19 protein-coding genes are annotated in these 20536 nt (G+C 62.4%); 5 read left to right on the top strand and 14 right to left on the bottom strand.

Annotated features, from left to right (window positions below; genetic code table 11):
* Positions 1 to 1728: ATP-dependent zinc metalloprotease FtsH (gene ftsH / locus ACJWXQ_RS06120; RefSeq protein WP_406672379.1), on the bottom strand; the 1728-nt coding region annotated here is incomplete at its 3' end.
* A gap of 88 nt (positions 1729 to 1816) precedes the next feature.
* Positions 1817 to 2443, bottom strand: coding sequence for a 23S rRNA (uridine(2552)-2'-O)-methyltransferase RlmE (gene rlmE, locus ACJWXQ_RS06125; RefSeq protein ID WP_346051630.1), 627 nt, complete (start codon positions 2441 to 2443; stop codon positions 1817 to 1819).
* An 83-nt stretch (positions 2444 to 2526) separates the two neighbouring features.
* Between rlmE and yhbY the strand changes: the two genes are divergently transcribed.
* A complete protein-coding gene (gene yhbY / locus ACJWXQ_RS06130; RefSeq protein WP_406672380.1) occupies positions 2527 to 2868 on the top strand; it encodes a ribosome assembly RNA-binding protein YhbY in 342 nt (113 codons plus the stop codon).
* Between the two features lie 45 nt (positions 2869 to 2913).
* Here the strand turns inward: yhbY and greA are convergent, their stop codons facing one another.
* The 8 genes from greA to hrcA form a co-directional block, all read right to left on the bottom strand.
* Entirely contained in the window at positions 2914 to 3390 is a 477-nt protein-coding gene (gene greA, locus ACJWXQ_RS06135) for a transcription elongation factor GreA (RefSeq protein ID WP_346051634.1), read from the bottom strand.
* Positions 3387 to 6608, bottom strand: a complete 3222-nt coding sequence (carB, locus tag ACJWXQ_RS06140; protein WP_346051636.1) for a carbamoyl-phosphate synthase large subunit — start codon at positions 6606 to 6608, stop codon at positions 3387 to 3389. The genes greA and carB overlap by 4 nt, the downstream gene beginning before the upstream one ends.
* 78 nt (positions 6609 to 6686) lie before the next feature.
* Positions 6687 to 7832: a glutamine-hydrolyzing carbamoyl-phosphate synthase small subunit gene (gene carA / locus ACJWXQ_RS06145; RefSeq protein WP_346051639.1), complete on the bottom strand. Its 1146-nt coding sequence runs from the start codon at positions 7830 to 7832 to the stop codon at positions 6687 to 6689.
* 213 nt (positions 7833 to 8045) lie between these two features.
* Positions 8046 to 8846 carry a 4-hydroxy-tetrahydrodipicolinate reductase gene (dapB, locus tag ACJWXQ_RS06150; protein ID WP_346051641.1) on the bottom strand — a complete coding sequence of 267 codons (801 nt, stop codon included), beginning with the start codon at positions 8844 to 8846 and terminating at the stop codon, positions 8046 to 8048.
* Between the two features lie 10 nt (positions 8847 to 8856).
* Positions 8857 to 10002, bottom strand: a complete 1146-nt coding sequence (gene dnaJ, locus ACJWXQ_RS06155) for a molecular chaperone DnaJ (RefSeq protein WP_346051643.1) — start codon at positions 10000 to 10002, stop codon at positions 8857 to 8859.
* A 126-nt stretch (positions 10003 to 10128) separates the two neighbouring features.
* Positions 10129 to 12060 carry a molecular chaperone DnaK gene (gene dnaK / locus ACJWXQ_RS06160; protein WP_346051645.1) on the bottom strand — a complete coding sequence of 644 codons (1932 nt, stop codon included), beginning with the start codon at positions 12058 to 12060 and terminating at the stop codon, positions 10129 to 10131.
* Between the two features lie 88 nt (positions 12061 to 12148).
* Positions 12149 to 12745, bottom strand: a complete 597-nt coding sequence (gene grpE, locus ACJWXQ_RS06165) for a nucleotide exchange factor GrpE (RefSeq protein ID WP_346051648.1) — start codon at positions 12743 to 12745, stop codon at positions 12149 to 12151.
* An 81-nt stretch (positions 12746 to 12826) separates the two neighbouring features.
* A complete protein-coding gene (gene hrcA, locus ACJWXQ_RS06170) occupies positions 12827 to 13885 on the bottom strand; it encodes a heat-inducible transcriptional repressor HrcA (protein WP_346051650.1) in 1059 nt (352 codons plus the stop codon).
* Positions 13886 to 14030: 145 nt separating this feature from the next.
* Here hrcA and ACJWXQ_RS06175 point away from each other — a divergent pair, with 145 nt between their 5' ends.
* Together ACJWXQ_RS06175 and recN are read left to right on the top strand one after the other, a co-directional pair.
* Positions 14031 to 14927 (top strand): NAD(+) kinase, encoded by an 897-nt coding sequence (locus ACJWXQ_RS06175; RefSeq protein ID WP_346051652.1) that lies wholly within the window; start codon positions 14031 to 14033, stop codon positions 14925 to 14927.
* A gap of 52 nt (positions 14928 to 14979) precedes the next feature.
* Positions 14980 to 16647: a DNA repair protein RecN gene (gene recN, locus ACJWXQ_RS06180; protein WP_346051654.1), complete on the top strand. Its 1668-nt coding sequence runs from the start codon at positions 14980 to 14982 to the stop codon at positions 16645 to 16647.
* An 18-nt stretch (positions 16648 to 16665) separates the two neighbouring features.
* Here the strand turns inward: recN and fur are convergent, their stop codons facing one another.
* Positions 16666 to 17094, bottom strand: a complete 429-nt coding sequence (gene fur / locus ACJWXQ_RS06185) for a ferric iron uptake transcriptional regulator (protein ID WP_346051656.1) — start codon at positions 17092 to 17094, stop codon at positions 16666 to 16668.
* 75 nt (positions 17095 to 17169) lie between these two features.
* Here fur and ACJWXQ_RS06190 point away from each other — a divergent pair, with 75 nt between their 5' ends.
* On the top strand, positions 17170 to 17493 hold the full coding sequence (locus tag ACJWXQ_RS06190; RefSeq protein ID WP_346051658.1) for an outer membrane protein assembly factor BamE: 324 nt from the start codon (positions 17170 to 17172) through the stop codon (positions 17491 to 17493).
* A gap of 195 nt (positions 17494 to 17688) precedes the next feature.
* Here the strand turns inward: ACJWXQ_RS06190 and ACJWXQ_RS06195 are convergent, their stop codons facing one another.
* From ACJWXQ_RS06195 to ACJWXQ_RS06205, 3 genes are read right to left on the bottom strand one after another with little or no spacing between them, the layout of a single operon-like run.
* Positions 17689 to 18012: an RnfH family protein gene (locus ACJWXQ_RS06195; RefSeq protein ID WP_346053519.1), complete on the bottom strand. Its 324-nt coding sequence runs from the start codon at positions 18010 to 18012 to the stop codon at positions 17689 to 17691.
* Positions 17999 to 18436 carry a type II toxin-antitoxin system RatA family toxin gene (locus tag ACJWXQ_RS06200; RefSeq protein WP_346053517.1) on the bottom strand — a complete coding sequence of 146 codons (438 nt, stop codon included), beginning with the start codon at positions 18434 to 18436 and terminating at the stop codon, positions 17999 to 18001. Before ACJWXQ_RS06200 ends, ACJWXQ_RS06195 begins: the two co-directional genes overlap by 14 nt.
* Positions 18437 to 18443: 7 nt before the next feature.
* Positions 18444 to 19865, bottom strand: a complete 1422-nt coding sequence (locus tag ACJWXQ_RS06205; RefSeq protein ID WP_406672381.1) for a sodium-dependent transporter — start codon at positions 19863 to 19865, stop codon at positions 18444 to 18446.
* A gap of 273 nt (positions 19866 to 20138) precedes the next feature.
* Between ACJWXQ_RS06205 and smpB the strand changes: the two genes are divergently transcribed.
* The coding region (gene smpB / locus ACJWXQ_RS06210) for an SsrA-binding protein SmpB (RefSeq protein WP_406672382.1) at positions 20139 to 20536 on the top strand (398 nt) is incomplete at its 3' end.

The following is a 20536-nucleotide window of genomic DNA, read 5'->3' on the forward strand; positions in this document are numbered from 1 at the left end:
GTCCTCGTGCTCCCGAAGCAGTTTCTCTGCCCGATCGTAGTTGCGATCTATGATGGCGCGGATCTCGGCATCAATGGCACGAGCGGTTTCATCCGACATGTTGCTGTGCCGCTGCTGCATTTCCCGACCCAGGAAGACCTCGCCGTCGTCTTCCTCGTAGGAAAGCGGGCCCAGCTTGTCCGACAGCCCCCATTTGGTGACCATCTTGCGGGCAATATTGGTCGCCACCTCGATATCGTTGGAGGCACCGGTGGTCACCTTCTCCGCCCCATAGATCTGCTCTTCCGCGATGCGACCACCGAACAGGCTGGAGATCCGACTTTCCAGCTTCTGCTTGCTCTGGCTGTATTCATCTTCCTCGGGAAGGAACATGGTCACACCCAGGGCACGCCCACGGGGAATGATGGAGACCTTGTAGACCGGGTCATGGTCCGGCACCAGACGGCCGACGATGGCATGCCCCGCCTCGTGATAGGCGGTCAGTCGCTTGTCTTCCTCGTTCATGACCATGGACCGGCGCTCGGCGCCCATCATGATCTTGTCCTTGGCCTTTTCCAGGTGCTCCATGGTGACGTACTTGTCATTGGCCCGGGCCGCAAACAGGGCGGCCTCGTTGACGAGATTGGCCAGGTCCGCACCGGAAAAGCCTGGGGTCCCTCGGGCAATGAGGCGCGGCTCCACACTTTCATCGGCCGGCACCTTGCGCAGATGAACGCCCAGAATCTGCTCACGACCCCGAACGTCGGGCAAGCCGACCACCACCTGGCGGTCAAAACGGCCGGGACGCAACAGCGCCTTGTCCAATACGTCAGGACGGTTGGTGGCCGCGATCACGATCACGCCCTCGTGGCCCTCGAAACCGTCCATTTCCACCAGCATCTGGTTGAGGGTCTGTTCGCGCTCGTCATGACCACCGCCAAGACCGGCGCCTCGCTGGCGACCCACGGCATCCAGCTCATCAATGAAGATGATGCAGGGCGCATGCTTCTTGGCCTGTTCGAACATGTCACGGACACGGGACGCGCCCACACCCACGAACATCTCGACAAAATCGGAACCCGAGATGGTGAAAAAGGGCACGCCCGCCTCGCCGGCAATGGCGCGGGCCAGCAGGGTCTTACCCGTGCCGGGCGGACCGACCATCAGCACGCCCTTGGGAATCTTGCCCCCCAGGCGCTGGAACTTGCTTGGATCCTTGAGGAAGTCGACAAGCTCGGTGACCTCTTCCTTGGCCTCGTCACAGCCGGCCACATCCGTGAAGCGAACATTGACCTGCTCATCATTGAGCATGCGCGCCTTGCTCTTGCCAAAGGACATGGCGCCCTTGCCGCCGGCACCACCCCCCTGCATCTGGCGCATGAAGTAAATCCAGATGGCAATCAGCAACAGGAAGGGCGTCCAGGACAGGAAGATTTGCCAGAACACCGAGCCCCGCTCCTCTTCCTTGGCGGCGATCTCCACTCCGTAATCTTCCAGCTCGCCGATCAGGGCGGTGTTATCGCTCTCCGGATTGGTGGTCCGGATCTGGTCGCCGGTATAGAGCACACCTTGGATCTTCTGGCCCTCAAAGGTGACCGATTCCAGATTGCCCTGGCGCATCTCACTGCGGAACTGGGAATAACTCAGCTCCTCGACAGCCTCCTGTTCCGGGCCCATGTTGTTGAACAGGGCCATCAGGATCACTGCAATGATGATCCAGATAATCAGATTCTTGGCCAGTTCGCTCAAGCTCGACTCCACGCGCTCACGGCGCATTCAAAGACGTGAATTTGGGGCAAAACGCCGCAAAATGCGGCCTTTGACACCGTTTTAGACACTACACTACCCGGTAGTTCCGGGCCAATAGATAGACCTCCGGGGAACGATCCCGGGACGCCTTGGGCTTACGCACCTGCACTTTCCCGAAACGGCTGCGCAGATCCGCCAGAAATTCGTCGAAACCCTCCCCCTGGAAAGTCTTGACCAGAAAGTCACCGCCAGGGCGCAGCACCTGTGCGGCCAGATCCAGGGCCAGTTCGGCCAGATACATGGCAGCAGGCTGATCCACGCCCTTCATACCACTCATATTGGGGGCCATATCCGAAAGCACAAGGTCTACCGAGCGATCCTCGCCCAGTTCCGCCAGCAGGGCGTCCAGCACCGCCTGCTCGGTGAAATCCCCCTGAATGAAGCGGGTGCCTGTAAAGCTGTCCATGGGCAGACGGTCCAGGGCGAAGATCCGAGCCTTGCCGTCCAGTTTTCGGGCTACATACTGGGTCCAGCCGCCGGGCGCCGCCCCCAGGTCCACCACCGTCATGCCGGGCTTGAGCAAGCGATCCTTGCGGTCGATCTCCTCCAGCTTGAAGGCGGCACGGGAGCGCCAGCCCTCGCGCCGGGCCCGCAACACGTGCTCATCGCTGTGATGCTCCCGCAGCCACCGCCGGCTGCTACTCTTGCGTCCCATGATTTCATCCTGCGGGGTTTGCCAAAGCCCGCTGCTGGCCTCAGAATAGGCGCTCAGTTTCGCAACACGAGTCCGTCGACACCGTGAGCAATCAGAGCAAGCCCCTGGGCGAAGCCCAGAAAAAACACCTCAAGCGTCTGGCCCATCACCGGCGCCCCATCGTCCAGACCGGCGCCAATGGCCTTACCGAAGCGGTACTGGCCGAGATTGAGCGGGGCCTCAATGATCACGAGCTGATCAAGACACGCATCGTGGCCGATGACCGGGAAGAGCGCAGCAACATGATTGCCGAGATCTGCGAGCGAACCGGCGCGACCCTGGTGCAACGCATCGGGCATGTGGCCGTGCTCTACCGTCCTCACCCGGAAAAGCCCCGGATTGAACTGCCCGGGCCCGGCCACTCCCGGCGCGCCCTGGCCTCCTGAGCCCTGGCCTCCTGAGCCTCCCGGCCGGCGGCCCCGGGCACGGCCTTATTGGTAACGCACCTCGACGATCTCGTAGCGGCGCAAACCGCCGGGGGTCTCCACCTCGCACTCGTCACCCTCTTCCTTGCCGATCAGGGCACGGGCAATGGGCGAGTTGACTGACAGCAAGCCCTCCTTGATGTCGGCCTCGTCCTCGCCAACGATCTGATAAGTGACCTCGCTGTCGCTGGCCTCGTCATAGACATCCACCGTGGCGCCAAAAATGACCTTGCCTTGGGCATTCACCTTGGTCACGTCAATGATTTCGGCAGTGGACAGCTTGGCCTCGATATCCTTGATTCGCGCCTCAATCAATCCCTGTTCTTCACGGGCAGCGTGATACTCGGCATTCTCCTTGAGATCACCATGCTCTCGGGCCTCGGCAATGGCGTTTACCACCCTGGGCCGATCCTCGGTCTTGAGCTTTTTCAGCTCCGCTTTAAGACGCTCTGCGCCTCTTACGGTCAGTGGCGTTCTCTTCATTGACTGTACTCCTGATGCAGATCCTGCAGACGGTTAACGTCAGCGACGTCCATATGATCCATGGCCAGACAGGTGGCCCGTCCGGCGGCAATGGTCGTGTAGTAGACGACCTTGCGATGAACCGCCTCACTGCGAATGGAATGAGATTCCCGAATGGCTTTCTTGCCTTCGGTGGTGTTAACGATCAGCGTAATCTCGTCGTTCTTGATCATGTCGACGATATGCGGCCGCCCCTCACGGACCTTGTTGACCGACTTGACCGGAATCCCCGCCTCTTCCAGAGCCTGTGCCGTACCCTTGGTGGCAACCAGTTCGAAGTCCCGTTCCACCAGGAGCCGGGACAGCTCGATGGCGGCCGGCTTGTCCGGATCGCGAACACTGATGAAGGCACGACCACCGCGGGGCAGGTCCATCCCCGCGCCCAGCTGTGCCTTGGCATAGGCTTCGCCGAAACTGCGCCCTACCCCCATGACCTCGCCGGTGGACTTCATCTCGGGCCCCAGGATGGGGTCCACACCCGGGAACTTGGCAAAGGGAAAGACGGATTCCTTGACCGAATAATAGCGGGGCAGCCGCTCCTCGGTTACAGCCTGCTCGGCCAGGCTTCGTCCCGCCATGGCCCGAGCGGCAACCTTCGCCAGGGGCACGCCCACGGCCTTGGAAACAAAAGGCACGGTACGCGAAGCCCTTGGGTTGACCTCAAGCAGGAATATTTCCTGGCCCCGAACGGCAAACTGGGCATTCATCAGGCCCACCACATGAAGCTCACGGGCCAGCGCCTTCATCTGTTCGCGGATTTCCCCCTGGATATTCTCGTCCAGGCTATTGGGGGGCAGTGAACAGCCCGAATCCCCGGAATGGACCCCCGCCTGCTCCACGTGTTCCATCACCCCGCCGATCACCACGGTATCGCCATCGGAGACGGCATCCACATCCACTTCCACCGCCTCTTCCAGGAAACGATCCAGCAGAACCGGCGAGTCGTTGGATACCTTGACCGCGTTCTCGATGTACTCGATCAGGTCATCCTCATTGAAAACCACTTCCATGGCTCGGCCGCCGAGGACATAAGAAGGACGAACCACCAGGGGGTAGCCGATCTCGGCCGCCAGGCGAATGGCCTCGCCTGCCGTGCGCGCGGTGCGGTTCGGCGGTTGGCTGAGATTGAGTCGGTTGACCAACTGCTGAAAACGCTCACGGTCCTCGGCCAGATCAATGGAATCAGGCGTGGTACCGATAATCGGCACCCCCGCAGCTTCCAGATCCCGGGCCAGCTTCAACGGTGTCTGACCACCAAACTGGACAATCACCCCTTCCGGCTTCTCGGTGGCGACGATCTCAAGCACATCCTCCAGCGTCAGCGGCTCGAAATAGAGCCGATCGGAGGTGTCATAGTCGGTGGACACCGTCTCCGGATTGCAGTTGACCATGATGGTTTCGAAACCATCCTCGCGCAGGGCGAGTGCCGCATGGACGCAGCAGTAGTCGAACTCAATGCCCTGGCCGATGCGGTTGGGCCCGCCACCCAGAATCATGATCTTGCGTCGCTCGCTGGGGCGGGACTCGCATTCTTCCTCGTAGGTGGAATACATATAGGCAGTGGTGGCCTCGAACTCCGCGGCACAGGAGTCCACCCGCTTGTAAACCGGCCGCACACCCAGCTCATGGCGATGGGCACGCAGGGCCCCTTCGTCACAGCCCAGCAGGCTGGCCAGACGGCTGTCGGCAAAACCCTTGCGCTTGAGGCGACGGAGGTGGTCGGCGTCCAGTGAGGCCAGGCCCAGACCCTTGATGCGATTCTCCTCGGCCACCAGATCCGCGACCTGGACCAGGAACCAGGGGTCGATGCCGGTCAGTGACTGTACTTCGTCCATCTCGAGCCCGACCCGAAAGGCATCGGCCAGATACCAGAGGCGATCCGGCCCCGGATCGCGCAGCTCGCCGCGCAGATTATCCAGATCCTCTTCGCCCTCACCGGTAAGCTTGGGCAAAAGGCCGTCGGCGTCGATTTCCAGGCTGCGCAGGGCCTTCTGAAAACTCTCCTGGAAGGTCCGCCCCACGGCCATGGCCTCGCCAACCGATTTCATCTGGGTGGTGAGCCGGCGCTTGGCCTGCGGGAACTTCTCGAAGGTAAAGCGTGGCAGCTTGGTGACCACGTAATCGATGCTGGGCTCGAATGAGGCCGGCGTCACCCCACCCGTGATTTCATTGCGCAACTCATCCAGGGTGTAACCAACCGCCAGCTTGGCCGCCACCTTGGCAATGGGAAAACCGGTCGCCTTGGACGCCAGTGCCGACGAACGCGAAACCCGGGGATTCATCTCGATCACCACCAGGCGACCGTTCTCGGGATTGACCGCAAACTGCACATTGGACCCACCCGTCTCCACGCCAATCTTGCGCAACACCCGGATGGAGGCGTCACGCATGATCTGGTATTCCTTGTCGGTGAGTGTCTGCGCCGGCGCCACCGTAGCCGAATCCCCGGTGTGCACGCCCATGGCATCAATGTTTTCAATGGAGCAGATGATGATGCAGTTGTCATTGCGGTCCCGCACCACCTCCATTTCATATTCTTTCCAGCCGAGCACCGACTCCTCGATCTGCACCTCGTTGGTGGGCGACAGATCCAGCCCGCGGTCACAGATTTCCTGGAACTCCTCGCGGTTATAGGCAATGCCGCCGCCGCTGCCACCCATGGTGAATGAGGGGCGAATGATGGCGGGGAAGCCGATTTCCTTCTGTGCGGCCCAGGCTTCATCCATGTCATGGGCCAGCAAGGCCCGGGGAGATTCCAGTCCGATATCGTCCATGGCACGACGGAAGCGGTCCCGATCCTCGGCCATGTCGATGGCGTCCCGGCTGGCACCGATCATTTCCACCCCAAAGCGCTCAAGCACACCTTCCCGATACAGGTCCAGGGCACAGTTGAGCGCCGTCTGCCCGCCCATGGTGGGCAGCACCGCGTCGGGGCGCTCCTTCTCGATGATCCCGGCAACCGTGCGCCAGTGGATGGGCTCGATGTAAATGGCATCGGCCATCTCCGGATCGGTCATGATGGTGGCCGGATTGGAATTGACCAGAACGACGCGATAGCCCTCCTCGCGCAGGGCCTTGCAGGCCTGAGCGCCGGAGTAGTCGAACTCACAGGCCTGACCGATGACAATGGGGCCGGCACCAATGATCAGGATGGTTTCGATATCGCTTCTTTTGGGCATCTGGTCTCTGGCTCGATAATCAGGAACTGTCACCCGCGCCCCGTTGGCGCGGGTACCAAATCTCGCTTGCGTCGCTGCTCAGGCGCGGGCGCGATCACGGGCCTGGTGGCCGGCCATCATCTCCACAAAGCGCTCGAAGAGCGGTCGGGCATCATGGGGTCCCGGACTGGCCTCGGGATGCCCCTGAAACCCGAAGGCAGGACAGTCCCGGTGCTCGATGCCCTGCAGGGTTTGATCAAACAGTGAGCGATGGGTCACCCGGACCGGGTCCGGCAGGCCATCCTCTTCGATGGCAAAGCCGTGATTCTGGCTGGTGATCAGAACCCGCCCGGATTCCACGTCGAGGACCGGGTGGTTGGCCCCGTGATGTCCGAACTTCATCTTCACCGACCGACCTCCCACCGCGAGACCCAGCAACTGATAGCCCAGGCAGATACCGAACAGGGGGATGCCTTCCTCGAGAAAGCGTCGGGTTGCGGCGATGGCATAGTCACAGGGTTCCGGGTCACCCGGGCCATTGGACAGGAAGACCCCATCGGGCGCCATGGCCAGCACTTCCTCGGCGGGGGTCGTCGCGGGAACCACGGTCACCCGGCAACCACTGTCCACCAGCAAACGCAGGATGTTGCGCTTGACCCCGAAGTCATAGGCAACGACATGAAAGCGTGATTCACCGGCCGGCTGGAAAGCGTTGTCCTCCAGGGACCAGACGCCTTCTTCCCAGCTATAGCGCTTTTCCGTGCTCACCACCTGGGCCAGGTCCATGCCTTTGAGGCCGGGGAATTCACGCGCCCTGGCAATCGCCGCTTCCGGCTCCAGCTCGCTGCTGATGCAGGCGGCCTGTGCCCCGCCATCACGAATGATTCGGGTCAGCTTGCGGGTATCGATGCCGGCAATGGCGACGCAGTTCTCGTCGCGCAGCCAGGCATCCAGGCTCTGCTCACAGCGCCAGCTGCTGGCCGTCAGGGGCAGATCACGAATAATCAGCCCGGCCGCCTGCACACCCTCTGACTCCAGATCCAGGGGATTGGCACCCACATTACCCACATGGGGATAGGTCAGGGTCACCAACTGACGGGCATAGGAAGGATCCGTGAGGATCTCCTGGTACCCGGTCATGGCGGTGTTGAAAACCACCTCACCCACGGTGGTACCGTCGGCGCCGGCAAGCTCACCGTGAAACACCGTCCCGTCTGCCAGGGCCAGCAGGGCTTTCTTTCGCACAGGCTCCTCCTGCTCGGGGTGAAACCGAGCGCAATATCTATCGCATTCCCCGAATGAATGCCGTTATTTGACGGGCTGTGGCCGGGCCGCGCATACACAAAGCGGGAAAGATTCGCCTGGAACCCTTCCCGCTGTTCGGAATGTATCTTGGAACCGCCTCTCGACCCCGGAGATTATAGTGAACCCCACCCGCTCCTGTCCACGCACGGCGGTCTAGTCCGTGGGCCGGCTGACTCCGAGCACATGCTCCATGCCGTACAGACCCGGCCGCTGACCCAGCAGCCAGCGAGCCGCGTTGAGAGCCCCCCGGGCAAAGGTGTCACGGCTGGAAGCCCGATGGGTGAGTTCCAGTCGCTCCCCGGGGCCGGCAAAATAGACCGTGTGCTCCCCGGCAATATCACCGCCGCGCATCACCGAGAAACCGATATCCCCTGCCCGCCGGTGGCCGGTCTGGCCCTTGCGCTGGTAGACCGCCGTACTGTCCAGCTGCTGCTCACGACCGGCGGCGGCTTCCTCGCCCAATCTCAAGGCCGTGCCCGAAGGCGCATCCACCTTCTGGCCATGGTGGGCCTCGAAGATCTCGATGTCGTATTCCTCGCCCAGGGCCGCCGCCGTTCGTCGGACCAGCTCCAGAAGGAGATTGACGCCGAGACTGGTATTGGGGGCAAGCAGCACCGCTGTCTTGGCGGCAGCCGCCTCGAGCGGTGCACGCTGGGAAGGCGCCAGGCCAGTGGTACCCACCAGCAAGGGCAAGCCCTGTTCGGCGCAATAGGCCGCCACCCGCTCACCCGAGGCCGGCGCCGAGAAATCCAGCACCACATGGGCGTCTTCCAGCGCCAGGGAAAGCTCGCTGCTGTAGTTGACCCGCTCCACGCCCAGCACCCGAGTGCCTTCGGCCGGACTGCCCGGACGCACCAGGGCGCCGCTGATGCGCACATCGTGCGCCTCCGCGGCCAAGGCCGTGATGGAGCGCCCCATGCGCCCGGAGGCGCCTACAATTGCGATATTCAGCATCTTTGCCTACTCAGCCCAGATTCTCGAAAAAACGCTTGACCCCGTCCAGCCAGGAACTGGAACGGGGATTGTGGCGCTCGCCCCCGTCTTCCAGGCTCTGTTCGAATTCCTTAAGCAGCTCCTTCTGGCGCTTGCTCAACTTCACCGGGGTTTCCACCATGACCCGGCACATCAGGTCCCCACGGGGACCGCCGCGAACGGGCTTCACGCCCTTGCCGCGCAGCCGGAACAGCTTGCCACTCTGGGTCTCGGCGGGAATCTTGAGGGAAACCCGCCCGTCCAGGGTGGGCACCTCAACCTGACCACCGAGGGCCGCCGTACTGAAATTGATGGGCACATCACAGATCAGGTCATTGCCTTCACGACGGAAGATCGGGTGGGGTCGAACATGGACCTCCACGTAAAGATCCCCGGGCGGGCCACCATTCTCACCCGCCTCGCCCTCGCCGCTAAGGCGGATGCGATCACCCTCGTCGACGCCCTCGGGAATGCGAACCGAGAGCTTTTTCTCATCCCGAACCCGGCCGCGACCGCCACAGGCCTTGCAGGGATTGCGCACCAGCTTGCCGTCACCGCCACAGGCCGGGCAGGTCTGCTGGACGGAGAAAAAGCCCTGCTGCATGCGAACCTGCCCCATGCCGCCGCAGGTATCGCAGGTCTCGGGCTGACTGCCGGGTTCGGCGCCGGAGCCGTCACAGGTATCGCAATGGCGAGCGGTGGGCACGGTAATCTGCACCGTGTCCCCCTGCACCGCCTGCTCGAGATCGATGGTCAGGCGATACCGCAGGTCGGCGCCGCGAAACACACGGCGGCCACCACCGCGACGCCCACCACCACCGAAGATGTCACCAAAGACATCGCCGAAGATATCGGAAAAGGCCTCGGCACCGCCAAAGCCGCCGCCTGGACCACCGGCACCGCCGAATCCGGCCTCGGCGCCGGCATGCCCAAACTGATCATAGGCGGCGCGCTTCTGGGGATCCGACAAGGCCTCATAGGCCTCCTTGACCTCCTTGAAGCTATTCTCCGCCTCCTCGTCGCCGGGGTTCCGGTCCGGGTGGTATTTCATGGCCAAACGCCGGTAAGCCTTCTTGATATCGGCCTCCGATGCGTCTTTCTCCACGCCCAGAACCTCGTAATAATCCCGCTTCGACATTTCGATCCCCGTTATCCACTGAACTGTCCCGTCTGCCGGGCCCTGCTTCCAGACACAGACGCGGGGGTATCACCGACCTGGGCTCCTGCCCGGTGACACCCCCGCACATGCTGCCGCCTTGGTGGCTTACTTGCGGTTTTCCTTCACTTCCTCGAATTCCGCGTCCACCACATCGTCGTCCTTCTGCTCACCCTCGGCCTGTTCACCGGCTTCGGCGCCCTCAGCGCCGGCCTCGGCGGCCTGTTCCGCATAGGCCTTCTGGGCAAGCTGACCGGCAGCCTGCGTCAGGGCTTCCGTCTTGGACTTGATTGCATCAATGTCCTCGCCCTTCATGGCTTCCTCCAGCTCGGAGATCGCCGTCTCGATCTGCTCCTTCTCGCCATCCTCGGCCTTGTCACCATGCTCTTCCAGCGACTTGCGGGTGGCGTGGATCAGGCCATCGGCCTGGTTGCGCACTTCCACCAGTTCCTTGAAGCGCTTGTCCTCTTCCGCATGCGCCTCGGCGTCGCGGATCCGCTCTTCGATCTCGTCTTCCGACAGCCCGCCGGAGGACTTGATCTCGATCCCCTGCTCCTTGCCGGTGGCCTTGTCCTTGGCGGACACATGGAGAATACCGTTGGCGTCGATATCGAAGGTGACTTCGATCTGGGGCACGCCACGGGGGGCCGGCGGAATGTCGGTGAGGTCGAAGCGGCCCAGGGACTTGTTCTGGGCAGCCTGCTCACGCTCACCCTGGAGCACATGCACGGTCACCGCACCCTGGTTGTCCTCGGCCGTGGAGAAGGTCTGGTTGGCCTTGGTAGGGATGGTGGTGTTCTTCTCGATCAGCTTCGTCATCACGCCGCCCAGCGTTTCGATCCCCAGGGACAGGGGCGTGACGTCCAGCAGCAGCACGTCCTTGACGTCACCGCCCAGCACGCCGCCCTGAATGGCAGCACCCACGGCCACGGCTTCATCGGGGTTGACGTCCTTGCGCGGGTCCTTGCCGAAGAAGCCCTTGACCGCTTCCTGCACCTTGGGCATCCGGGTCTGACCACCCACCAGAATCACGTCATCCACATCGTTGACCGACAGGCCGGCATCCTTGATGGCCGTCTTGCAGGGCTCGATGGTGCGCTTGATCAGGTCTTCCACCAGGGATTCCAGCTTGGCCCGGGTGATCTTGATGCTCAGGTGCTTGGGGCCGTCGGCATCGGCGGTGATATAGGGCAGATTCACTTCGGTCTGCTGGGAAGAAGACAGCTCGATCTTGGCCTTCTCGGCCGCTTCCTTGAGGCGCTGCATGGCCAGCGGATCCTTGCGGATATCAACGCCCTGCTCCTTCTTGAACTCCGCGGCCAGGTAATCGATCACGGCCTTGTCGAAGTCCTCACCACCCAGGAAGGTGTCACCGTTGGTGGACAGCACCTCGAACTGGTGCTCACCATCCACTTCGGCGATTTCGATAATGGAGATATCGAAGGTGCCACCACCCAGGTCGTAGACCGCCACCTTGCGATCACCGCGCTTCTTGTCCAGACCATAGGCCAGCGCCGCGGCGGTGGGCTCATTGATGATCCGCTTCACTTCCAGACCGGCGATTCGCCCGGCATCCTTGGTTGCCTGGCGCTGGGAGTCATTGAAGTAGGCCGGCACGGTGATCACCGCCTCGGTGACTTCCGAACCCAGATAGTCCTCGGCGGTCTGCTTCATCTTCTTCAACACCCGCGCGGAAATCTCCGGCGGTGCCATCTTCTTGTCCTTGACCTGTACCCAGGCATCGCCATTGTCGGCCTTGACGATCTCATAGGGCACCATGTCGATGTCCTTCTGCACCACGGCATCGTCAAAACGACGACCGATCAGGCGCTTGACCGCGAACAGGGTGTTGTTGGGGTTGGTTACCGCCTGACGCTTGGCGGACTGCCCCACCAGTTCCTCGCCTTCCTTGGTGAAAGCGACGATCGACGGCGTGGTGCGATCCCCTTCACTGTTTTCAATGACCTTGGTCTCACCACCTTCCATGATGGCAACACAAGAGTTGGTGGTACCCAGGTCGATGCCGATAATCTTAGACATAGCCATATCTCCAAAAAATGCGCTGATAATTCCTGATGACTTACTGGAATACTCTCTGCCTGCCTAGATGGGGGCGGCGGCGACGGTTTCAAGCACCCTCGCCGGAATCCCCATCGGCATCGCCTTCGGGCGACCTGGCCACGATCACGCGAGCGGGCCGGAGCAGACGGCCATTCAGCAGGTAACCCTTCTGGATCACGTGAATGACCGAGTCGGGTTCATGCTCGGCGCTTTCCTGCATGGTCATGGCCTCGTGGAATTCGGGGTTGAAGGGCTCGCCTTCCGGATTGAGCTCGGCAATGCCGACCTTTTCCATTGCCGTGATCAACTGCCGCAAGGTCATTTCCTTGCCCTCGCGGAGCTGCTCCAGGGAAGGATTGTCCCCTTCAACGGCCTTGAGGCCCATCTCCAGGCTGTCCTTAACATCCAGCAGCTCGGCGGCCAGCTTTTCGATTGCGAACTTGCGGGCGTTCTCCACATCCCGGCGGGCCCGCTTGCGGACATTTTCCAGCTCGGCCAGGGTACGCAGATTGTCGGCCTTGGCATTCTCGAGGGCCTCGCGGGCCTCGGCCAGTTCCGCCTCCAGATCGGCCGGGCCGGCCTGACGGCCCTCATCGTCGGCAGCATTTTCCGCCGTCACTGGGTCGCGCTCTTCTTCCCGAGCGTGAGATTGCTCTTCAGCCATGTGCCATAACCTCTTGAGAAAAAAGATTTTCTGCCTCGGCGACTACCGAGGGATGCAAAGTTTCTGAGGGGAATCTGGGACCTACTGGCGGGAATTCAAGGCATGCCCGAGCAATCGCGCGGTCATATCAACAATTGGGATCACTCGCTCATAGGCCATTCGGGTGGGGCCGATGACGCCCAGCACGCCCACCACCTCATCTTCCGCACCGTAGGGGGCGGTCACCACGCTGCAGTCATCCAGCACCCGGTAGCCGGACTCCTCGCCAATGAAGATCTGCACCCCGTCGGCGGCAATGGCCTGATCCAGGAGGTGGAGAATATCCCGTTTCTGATTGAAGGCCTCGAACAGCCGCCGCAGCTTTTCCACGTCAGACAGCTCGGCAAACTCCATCAGATTGGTTTCACCGGCCATCACATAGCCATTCTGGTTGACGTCGCCATCGTCGAAGACCTCGCCGGCCATCTTGATGGCGGTCAGCATCAGTTCGTTCATGCTCTTCCGGGCCTGCTGCATCTCCTCCAGCAGGGCACGGCGCACCTCGGTGAGATCCCGCCCGGCAAACTGGGCGTTGAGATAATTGGCCGCCTTCTGGAGCTGGTCCCGGTCATAGCCGCTCTCCAGATGAAGAATGCGGTTCTGGACATCCTGGTCGCTGAAGACCACCACGGCCAGGACCCGGGACTCGGACAGGGGCAGAAACTCAATCTGCTGCCAGGTGGCCCGCTCACGCCGGGGCAGCGTGACCACACCGGCCAGGCGGGTCACTCCGGAAAGCAGGGTGCTGGCCGAACTGACCAGGTTCTGGAAATCCCCGTCCTGATTCCTGAGCCCCAGCTCAAGGCGGCTGACCTCACGCCGGGTCAACTTGCGTACGGTCAGCAGGGTGTCGACAAAGAAGCGATAGCCCTTGACGGTGGGGATCCGGCCGGCGGAGGTATGAGGCGATTGCACAAAGCCCATTTCCTCCAGGTCGGCCATCACATTGCGGACGCTGGCCGGACTCAATTCCAGCCCGGACTGGCGCGACAATGAGCGGGAACCCACCGGCTGGCCTTCGTGGATGTAACGTTCCACCAGAGTCTTGAGCAGGTGCTGGGCTCGGGTGGAAAGCTGAATGTCCATGGCCTCGTGTCGCATGCTCATTCCAGAGGGGATCGAATCCGGTTTTTAGCACTCCAACAAGCCGAGTGCCAGACTGGCGGAAAATTAGCAGTGGCTTCACAATACTGTCAACTGCCGGGCATCAATAAATCCCCAACACACAGGAATTTGGACCAACTTCATGGCACAGGAATTCCAGCACATCGGACTGGTGGGCAAGAGCGGCGACCAGCGCGTCTCGCGCGTATTACTGCAACTGGCGGAACTGCTGAAGTCCCGCGGCCTGCGAACCAGCCTGGATGCAAGGATCGGCGAGACCATGGACGGCTGGCCCCATGAGGTCGGCAGCCTGTCCCGGCTCAGTCGGGAAGCGGATCTGATCATCGTGGTGGGTGGCGACGGCACCCTGCTCAACACGGCCCGCCAACTGGCCGACCACCCCGTTCCCCTGGCCGGAATCAACCTGGGGCGGCTGGGCTTTCTCACCGATATCGCCGCCGAGCAGGCAAGTGACGGCGTGGCCAGCATTCTCGATGGCCAGTTCCAGCGCGACGAACGCCGCATGCTCGACGCCCGCATCATGGATGGCGACCAGGTCGTCAGTCAGGACCTGGCGCTCAATGATGTGGTGGTCCAGAAAGCCGATGGCGGGCGGATGATCGAATTCGAGGCCTGGGTGGATGACAGCTTCGTTTCCCTGCACCGGGCCGACGGCATGATCGCCGCCACGGCCACCGGCTCGACTGCCTACGCCCTGTCCGGTGGCGGCCCCATCCTCCACCCGGACGTGGACAGCCTAGCCCTGGTGCCCATCTGCCCTCACACCCTCAGTGATCGCCCCCTGGTCCTGCCCGGCCAATGCCGCATCCGCTTCATTCTGCGCGGCAGCCCCGACGGCATTGCCCAGGTCAACTGGGACGGCCAGCAGACGGCAACACTCAAGGCCGGGCAAACCCTGGAGATTACCCGCTCCGAACGCATCACCACCCTGCTCCACCCGCCCGGTTATGATTACTTCGCGCTGCTGCGCTCCAAACTCCAATGGGGCCGGGCCCAGAACGGGACTGTTCCCCGTTGAGCTTTGATATGCTCTTGAGCCCAAACCACAAACGGGGAAGCCGGGGATCAAAATGCTGACCCATCTAAGAATCAAGGACTTTGCCCTGATCAGTGAGCTCGACCTGGAGCTGACCGGGGGACTGAATGTGCTGACCGGGGAAACCGGCGCCGGCAAGTCGATTCTGGTCGATGCCATTGGCCTGGTCCTGGGTGACCGGGCCGACGCCGCCGTCGTCCGTCATGGCCGCGAGCGCGCCGAGATCAGCGTGGAGTTCGACCTGCACGACGACCCGGAAACCAGGGAATGGCTGGTCCAGGAAGAGCTCGACGACGAAGACCAATGCCTGCTGCGCCGAACCATCAACCGCCAGGGCCGCTCACGCGCCTATGTCAACGGCCACAAGGTGCCGGTGCAGCAACTCCGGCGCCTGGGTGAACGGCTGATGGACATCCATGGCCAGCATGAGCACCAGTCCCTGCTCAAGACGAAGACCCAACTCGCCCTGCTGGACCAGTATGGCGACCATGCCGCTGCCCTGGAGAGCGCCGATCAGGCCTGGCGGGACTGGCAGGATGCGCGCGAGAAGCTGAACCGGCTCGAGGAAGATGCCGGCGGTGGCGAGGCCGGCATCGACTACCTCAGGCATCAGGTTCGGGAACTGGAGGCGCTGGAACTGGAACCCGGCGAGCTGGAATCGCTGGAAGCCGAGCACGAGCGCCTGCGTCACGGTGGCCGGCTCTTGGAAGAAGGTCAGCAGGCCCTGACCATGGCCTATGAGGGTGACGGCAGCACCGCCTCCGAGCTGCTCAGCCAGGCCCTGTCCCACCTGGAATCCCTGACTGAACTGGATGCCCGACTGGAACCGGTCCGTGCCGGCTTTGAACAGGCCCGTATCAGCATCGATGAGGCCAGCGAGGAACTGCAGCGTTACCTGAGTGATCTCGACCTGGATCCCGCACGCCTGAACTGGGTCGCCGACCGGATCGGCTCGGCCCACGAACTGGCCCGTAAACACCGGGTGGAGCCCGAGGCCCTGCCCGCCACCCTGGACGGCATGCGCGAACGGCTGGATGCCATCGAACACGCCGGCGAGCGACTGGCCGAGGCCCGCGAGGCCCTGGCCCAGTGCGAAGAACGCTGGCATAAGGCGGCCAGGAAGCTCAGCCAGGCAAGACAGAAGACGGCCGCGACCCTGTCCGGGAAAGTCACCGACGTGATGCAGGGGCTGGGCCTGGACGGCGGGCGCTTCGACATCGAGGTCACGCTGGAGCCGAGCAGCCCCCGGCGCGGCGGCGGTGATCAGCTCAATTTCCAGGTCTCGATGAACACCGGACAGCCCTTGCGGCCCCTGGCACGAGTCGCCTCGGGCGGTGAGCTGTCCCGCATCGGCCTTGCCATTCAGGTGGTGGCGGCCCGGCGGGCCAGCATCCCGGCGATGATCTTCGACGAGGTGGATGCCGGCATTGGCGGTGGCGTGGCCGAGATCGTCGGCCGGGAACTGCGGCGCCTGGGGGCCCGCTGCCAGGTCCTTTGCGTCACCCACCTGCCCCAGGTGGCCTCCCAGGGCCACCACCATTTCCGGATCGGCAAATCCACTGACGATGGCGAGACCTATACCCGGGTCGAGCCCCTGAGCGATGGGGACCGGGTGGAGGAACTGGCGCGCATGCTGGGTGGCACCGAAATCACCGACACCAGTCGCAGCCATGCCCGCGAAATGATGGAGAAAGCCGGCTGATATTTGACTCGCGCGAGGCTAGCTTTCTTCGCTTGTCTGTCCCTGGCATTCCGGGCAAATGCCGTAAATGTAGAGGGAGTGGTCGGTCATCCGGTAGCCGCGGCTTTCGGCGATGTGGACCTGGCGCGCCTCGATGACATCGTCCACGAACTCATCCACCCGACCGCAGTTGACGCACAGAATGTGGTCGTGGTGCTCGCCCTCGTCCAGTTCGAAGACCGACTGCCCGCCCTCGAAATGATGGCGGGCCACGAGGCCCGCGCTCTCAAACTGGGTCAGCACCCGATAGACGGTCGCCAGCCCAATCTCCTCGCCGGCGTCCAGCAGAGCCTTGTAGACGTCCTCGGCGCTAAGGTGGCGTTTTTCGTCATTGGCCAGAATCTCCAGGATCTTCATTCTGGGAACGGTGACCTTCAGGCCCACCTTGCGCAAATCCTGAGTTTCCATCCTGCCTCCACTGGTCATGGGGTTCGCTGATGACGTATTATCACGCATTACCCTCAACAGACGGAAGATGCCGCGATGATGCGAATTTTGAGAGTCGCCGCCGCCCTGGGTCTGCTGACCTTGCTGATGGCCTGCGTCTATCGCCAAGACATTCCCCAGGGCAATTTCCTGCGGGATGACGATGTGGAGCAAGTGGAAGTGGGCATGACCCGCTCACAGGTCCGCTTCCTGCTGGGCACCCCCATGCTCAAGGCCCCCCTGCACCAGGACCGCTGGCTGTACCACTATTTCGTCGACAGCCAACGGGAACACCGGAATCGGGAACGCTTCCTGGCCGTCTATTTCGATGAACAGGGACGCGTAAGCAATATCCGCAAGGAACGGACCGAAGATAGCTGACCCCCCTTCCAGAGAGCAGGGAAGCTCCGCCAGGAACCTCTGATCAGCCCTTGCGCGTCCACAGTTGACGCTGAGAGCGTCTGATTCAAGGCGCGTTGCGCAGCACAGTAGCAGCGCTACGGGCAAGCAATGCAACGCAGAAGCAGGCGTTCTCAGCGTCAACTGTGCACGCGCAAGGGTTCATCAGAGGTTCCCTTAATCACCCTTGCGCATGGTCCGGCCCTCGCGGGCGCGGCGGCGCCGGACCTCCTTCGGATCCGCTTTCAGTGGGCGATAAATCTCCACCCGATCCCCTTCCCGCAAAACCTGCTCCTCGCCCACCAGGCGGCCGAAAATCCCCAGACGGTTCTCACCGCCCAGGGATATCTCAGGAAACTGATCCAGGATGCCGGACTGCTCCACCGCCTGACGCGCAGTGGTCCCGGCCGCCACGATGACCGTGATCACCTGCTGACGATCCGGCCGGGCGTAGGCCACCTCCACCCGAATGCCCTGCTTGCTGGCGTCAGCCCCGGCCATGAACCTGATGGGCCCGCCTGACGAAGGCATCCACGAGGGAATTGGCAATCTGATGAAAGACCGGTCCCAGCACGGCCGACAGCACCCCGCTGGAGACCTCGAAACTCATGTCCAGCTTCACCTTGCTGGCATCCTCGCGCAGGGCTTCAAAGCGCCACTCGCCTTCCAGATGCCGAAAGGGACCGTCCACCAGGCGAATATCAATGAGCTGCCCCGGCTCCATGCTGTTGCGGGTGGTAAAGGAGCGATGAATGCCGCCCTTCGCCAGGGTCAGGCTGGCGGTCAGCTCATGCTCCTCCCGGCTGAGAACCTTCGCATCCCGGCACCAGGGCAGGAACTGCGGATAGGACTCAATATCATTCACCAGCTCGAACATGGCCTGCGCCGAGAAAGGCACCAGAGCTTCCCGCTGTACCTTGCGCATGCCTGAATCAGGCCTCCCGGCCGGCGAGAAGCATCATGGCCACCTCCACTTCCTCTTCACCCAGGAAGCGATCAAACACGCCCAGGGCATGCAGGAAGGCGATGATCACCGCCAGCGGCGCCACAAAGCGGATGAAGAACAGCCACAACTTATAGGCGGTGCCCACACCCATATTGAGCTCTTCGGCGCTGGAGGCCCGGGACATGACCCAACCGGCGAAGATGGCGATCAGCATGCCGCCAAGGGGCAGCAGGATGTTATCCGCCAGCGTCTCGACGTTGTCGAAGACGGTACCGGCCAGGAAGGTAATCTCGGACCACAGGTTGAAACTCAACACCGTGCCGATACCCAGCACCCAGATGATGCCACCCACGGCCAGGGCCGCCGCGGCACGGCTGATTCCGCGGTTCTCCACCACCCAGGCCACGGCCGGCTCCATCAGACTGATGGAGGATGTCCAGGCCGCCACCACCAGAAGCAGGAAGAACAGCGTGCCAAACAGGTAACCACCCGGCATTTCACCGAAGGCAATGGGCAGGGAATGGAAGACCAGACCGGCACCTTCGGCGGGATCAATCCCCCAGGCAAACACCACCGGGAAGATCGCCAGCCCCGCGAGCAGGGCAACCACCGTGTCAGCCGCGACCACGCCACCGGCGGTCCGGCCCACGGAGACCTTCTCGGGAAGGTAGGCGCCATAGGCCATGATCGCCCCCATCCCCAGACTCAGGGTAAAGAAGGCCTGGCCAATGGCAATCAGCACACTGTTGGCCGACAGTTGAGCAAAATCCGGCCTGAACAGATAGGCGAAGGCCTCGCCAAAGGCAGCCTGGGTCATGCCGTAGCCCACCATGCCCAGCAACAGCACCAGCAGTACCGGCATCAGGAAGCGAACCAGGCGCTCCAGACCCCGCTGCACGCCCCGCCCCACCACAAAGATGGTCAGCCCAAGGAAGACGGTGTGCCAGAACAGCATCCACGGCCAGCTGCCGGTAAAGCTGTCCCACAGCGCGGCGGTACCGTCGCCGTCAATGCCACTGAAAGAGGCCTGGGCGGCAAGACTGGTGTAATGGAGAGACGCCCCGGCAATCACGCTGTAGAAGGACAGAATCAGGAAGCCCGCCAGGACGCCCATCCAGCCCACCAACTGCCAATACTTGCTGCCGGACTCCTCCTCCGAGAGCAGGCGCATGGTATTGATCGGGCTGCGACGACCACGCCGACCCAGCATGATTTCCGACATCATGATGGGCAGACCAATGGCAAGCACGCAGGCCAGGTAAACCAGTACGAAGGCGCCGCCACCGTTCTCGCCCACGATGTAGGGAAAACGCCAGATATTGCCCAGACCCACAGCGGAGCCTGCGGCGGCGAGGATGAAGGCCAGGCGCGTGGACCAGAGACCGTGGACCGAGGTGCGTTTGGCCATGACAGACTACTCCTGCAATCAGAATCTGGGGACCGGGAGAGGACACAACAGGCGCCAGACCGACCCTCCGGATCAGCCCCACTTCCCTTCCGGTGCGGACAAAAAGATGAATTCTGGTGGAAAACGCCTGCTTTCACAAGCGCACTGACGCAGGCGCCCCATGTCCGTATACTGTAACGGCAGGGCAGAGCCCGCCCGCCTGGGCGGCAACACGCCCGGCACCCGATCCTGATTTGAACCGCAAGAACCACCCTGAACCCGTTCGGAACCGGCATGGCAGCAAAAAAGAAAAACAAGGCAAGCGGCAACACCATCGCCCTCAATCGCAAGGCCCGTCATGAATTCAAGATCGAGGAAAACTACGAAGCCGGCATGGTTCTCGAAGGCTGGGAGGTCAAGAGCCTGCGGGCGGGCCGTGGCAGCCTGCAGGAAGCCTATTGCGTAATCCGCAATGGCGAGGCCTGGCTGCTGGGAGCCAACTTCACCCCGGCCCCGGGAACCTCCACCCACGTGGACCCGGACCCACGCCGAACCCGAAAACTTCTCCTCCACGACCACGAACTGCGCAAACTGGTCGGCCTGACCGAACAGAAGGGCTACACCCTCATCCCCCTGGCCATGTACTGGAAGCGTGGCCGCGCCAAGCTGGAAATCGGCCTGGCCAAGGGCAA

The sequence above is a fragment of the Natronospira sp. genome, from assembly GCF_007134575.1.
GTDB lineage: Bacteria > Pseudomonadota > Gammaproteobacteria > Natronospirales > Natronospiraceae > Natronospira > Natronospira elongata.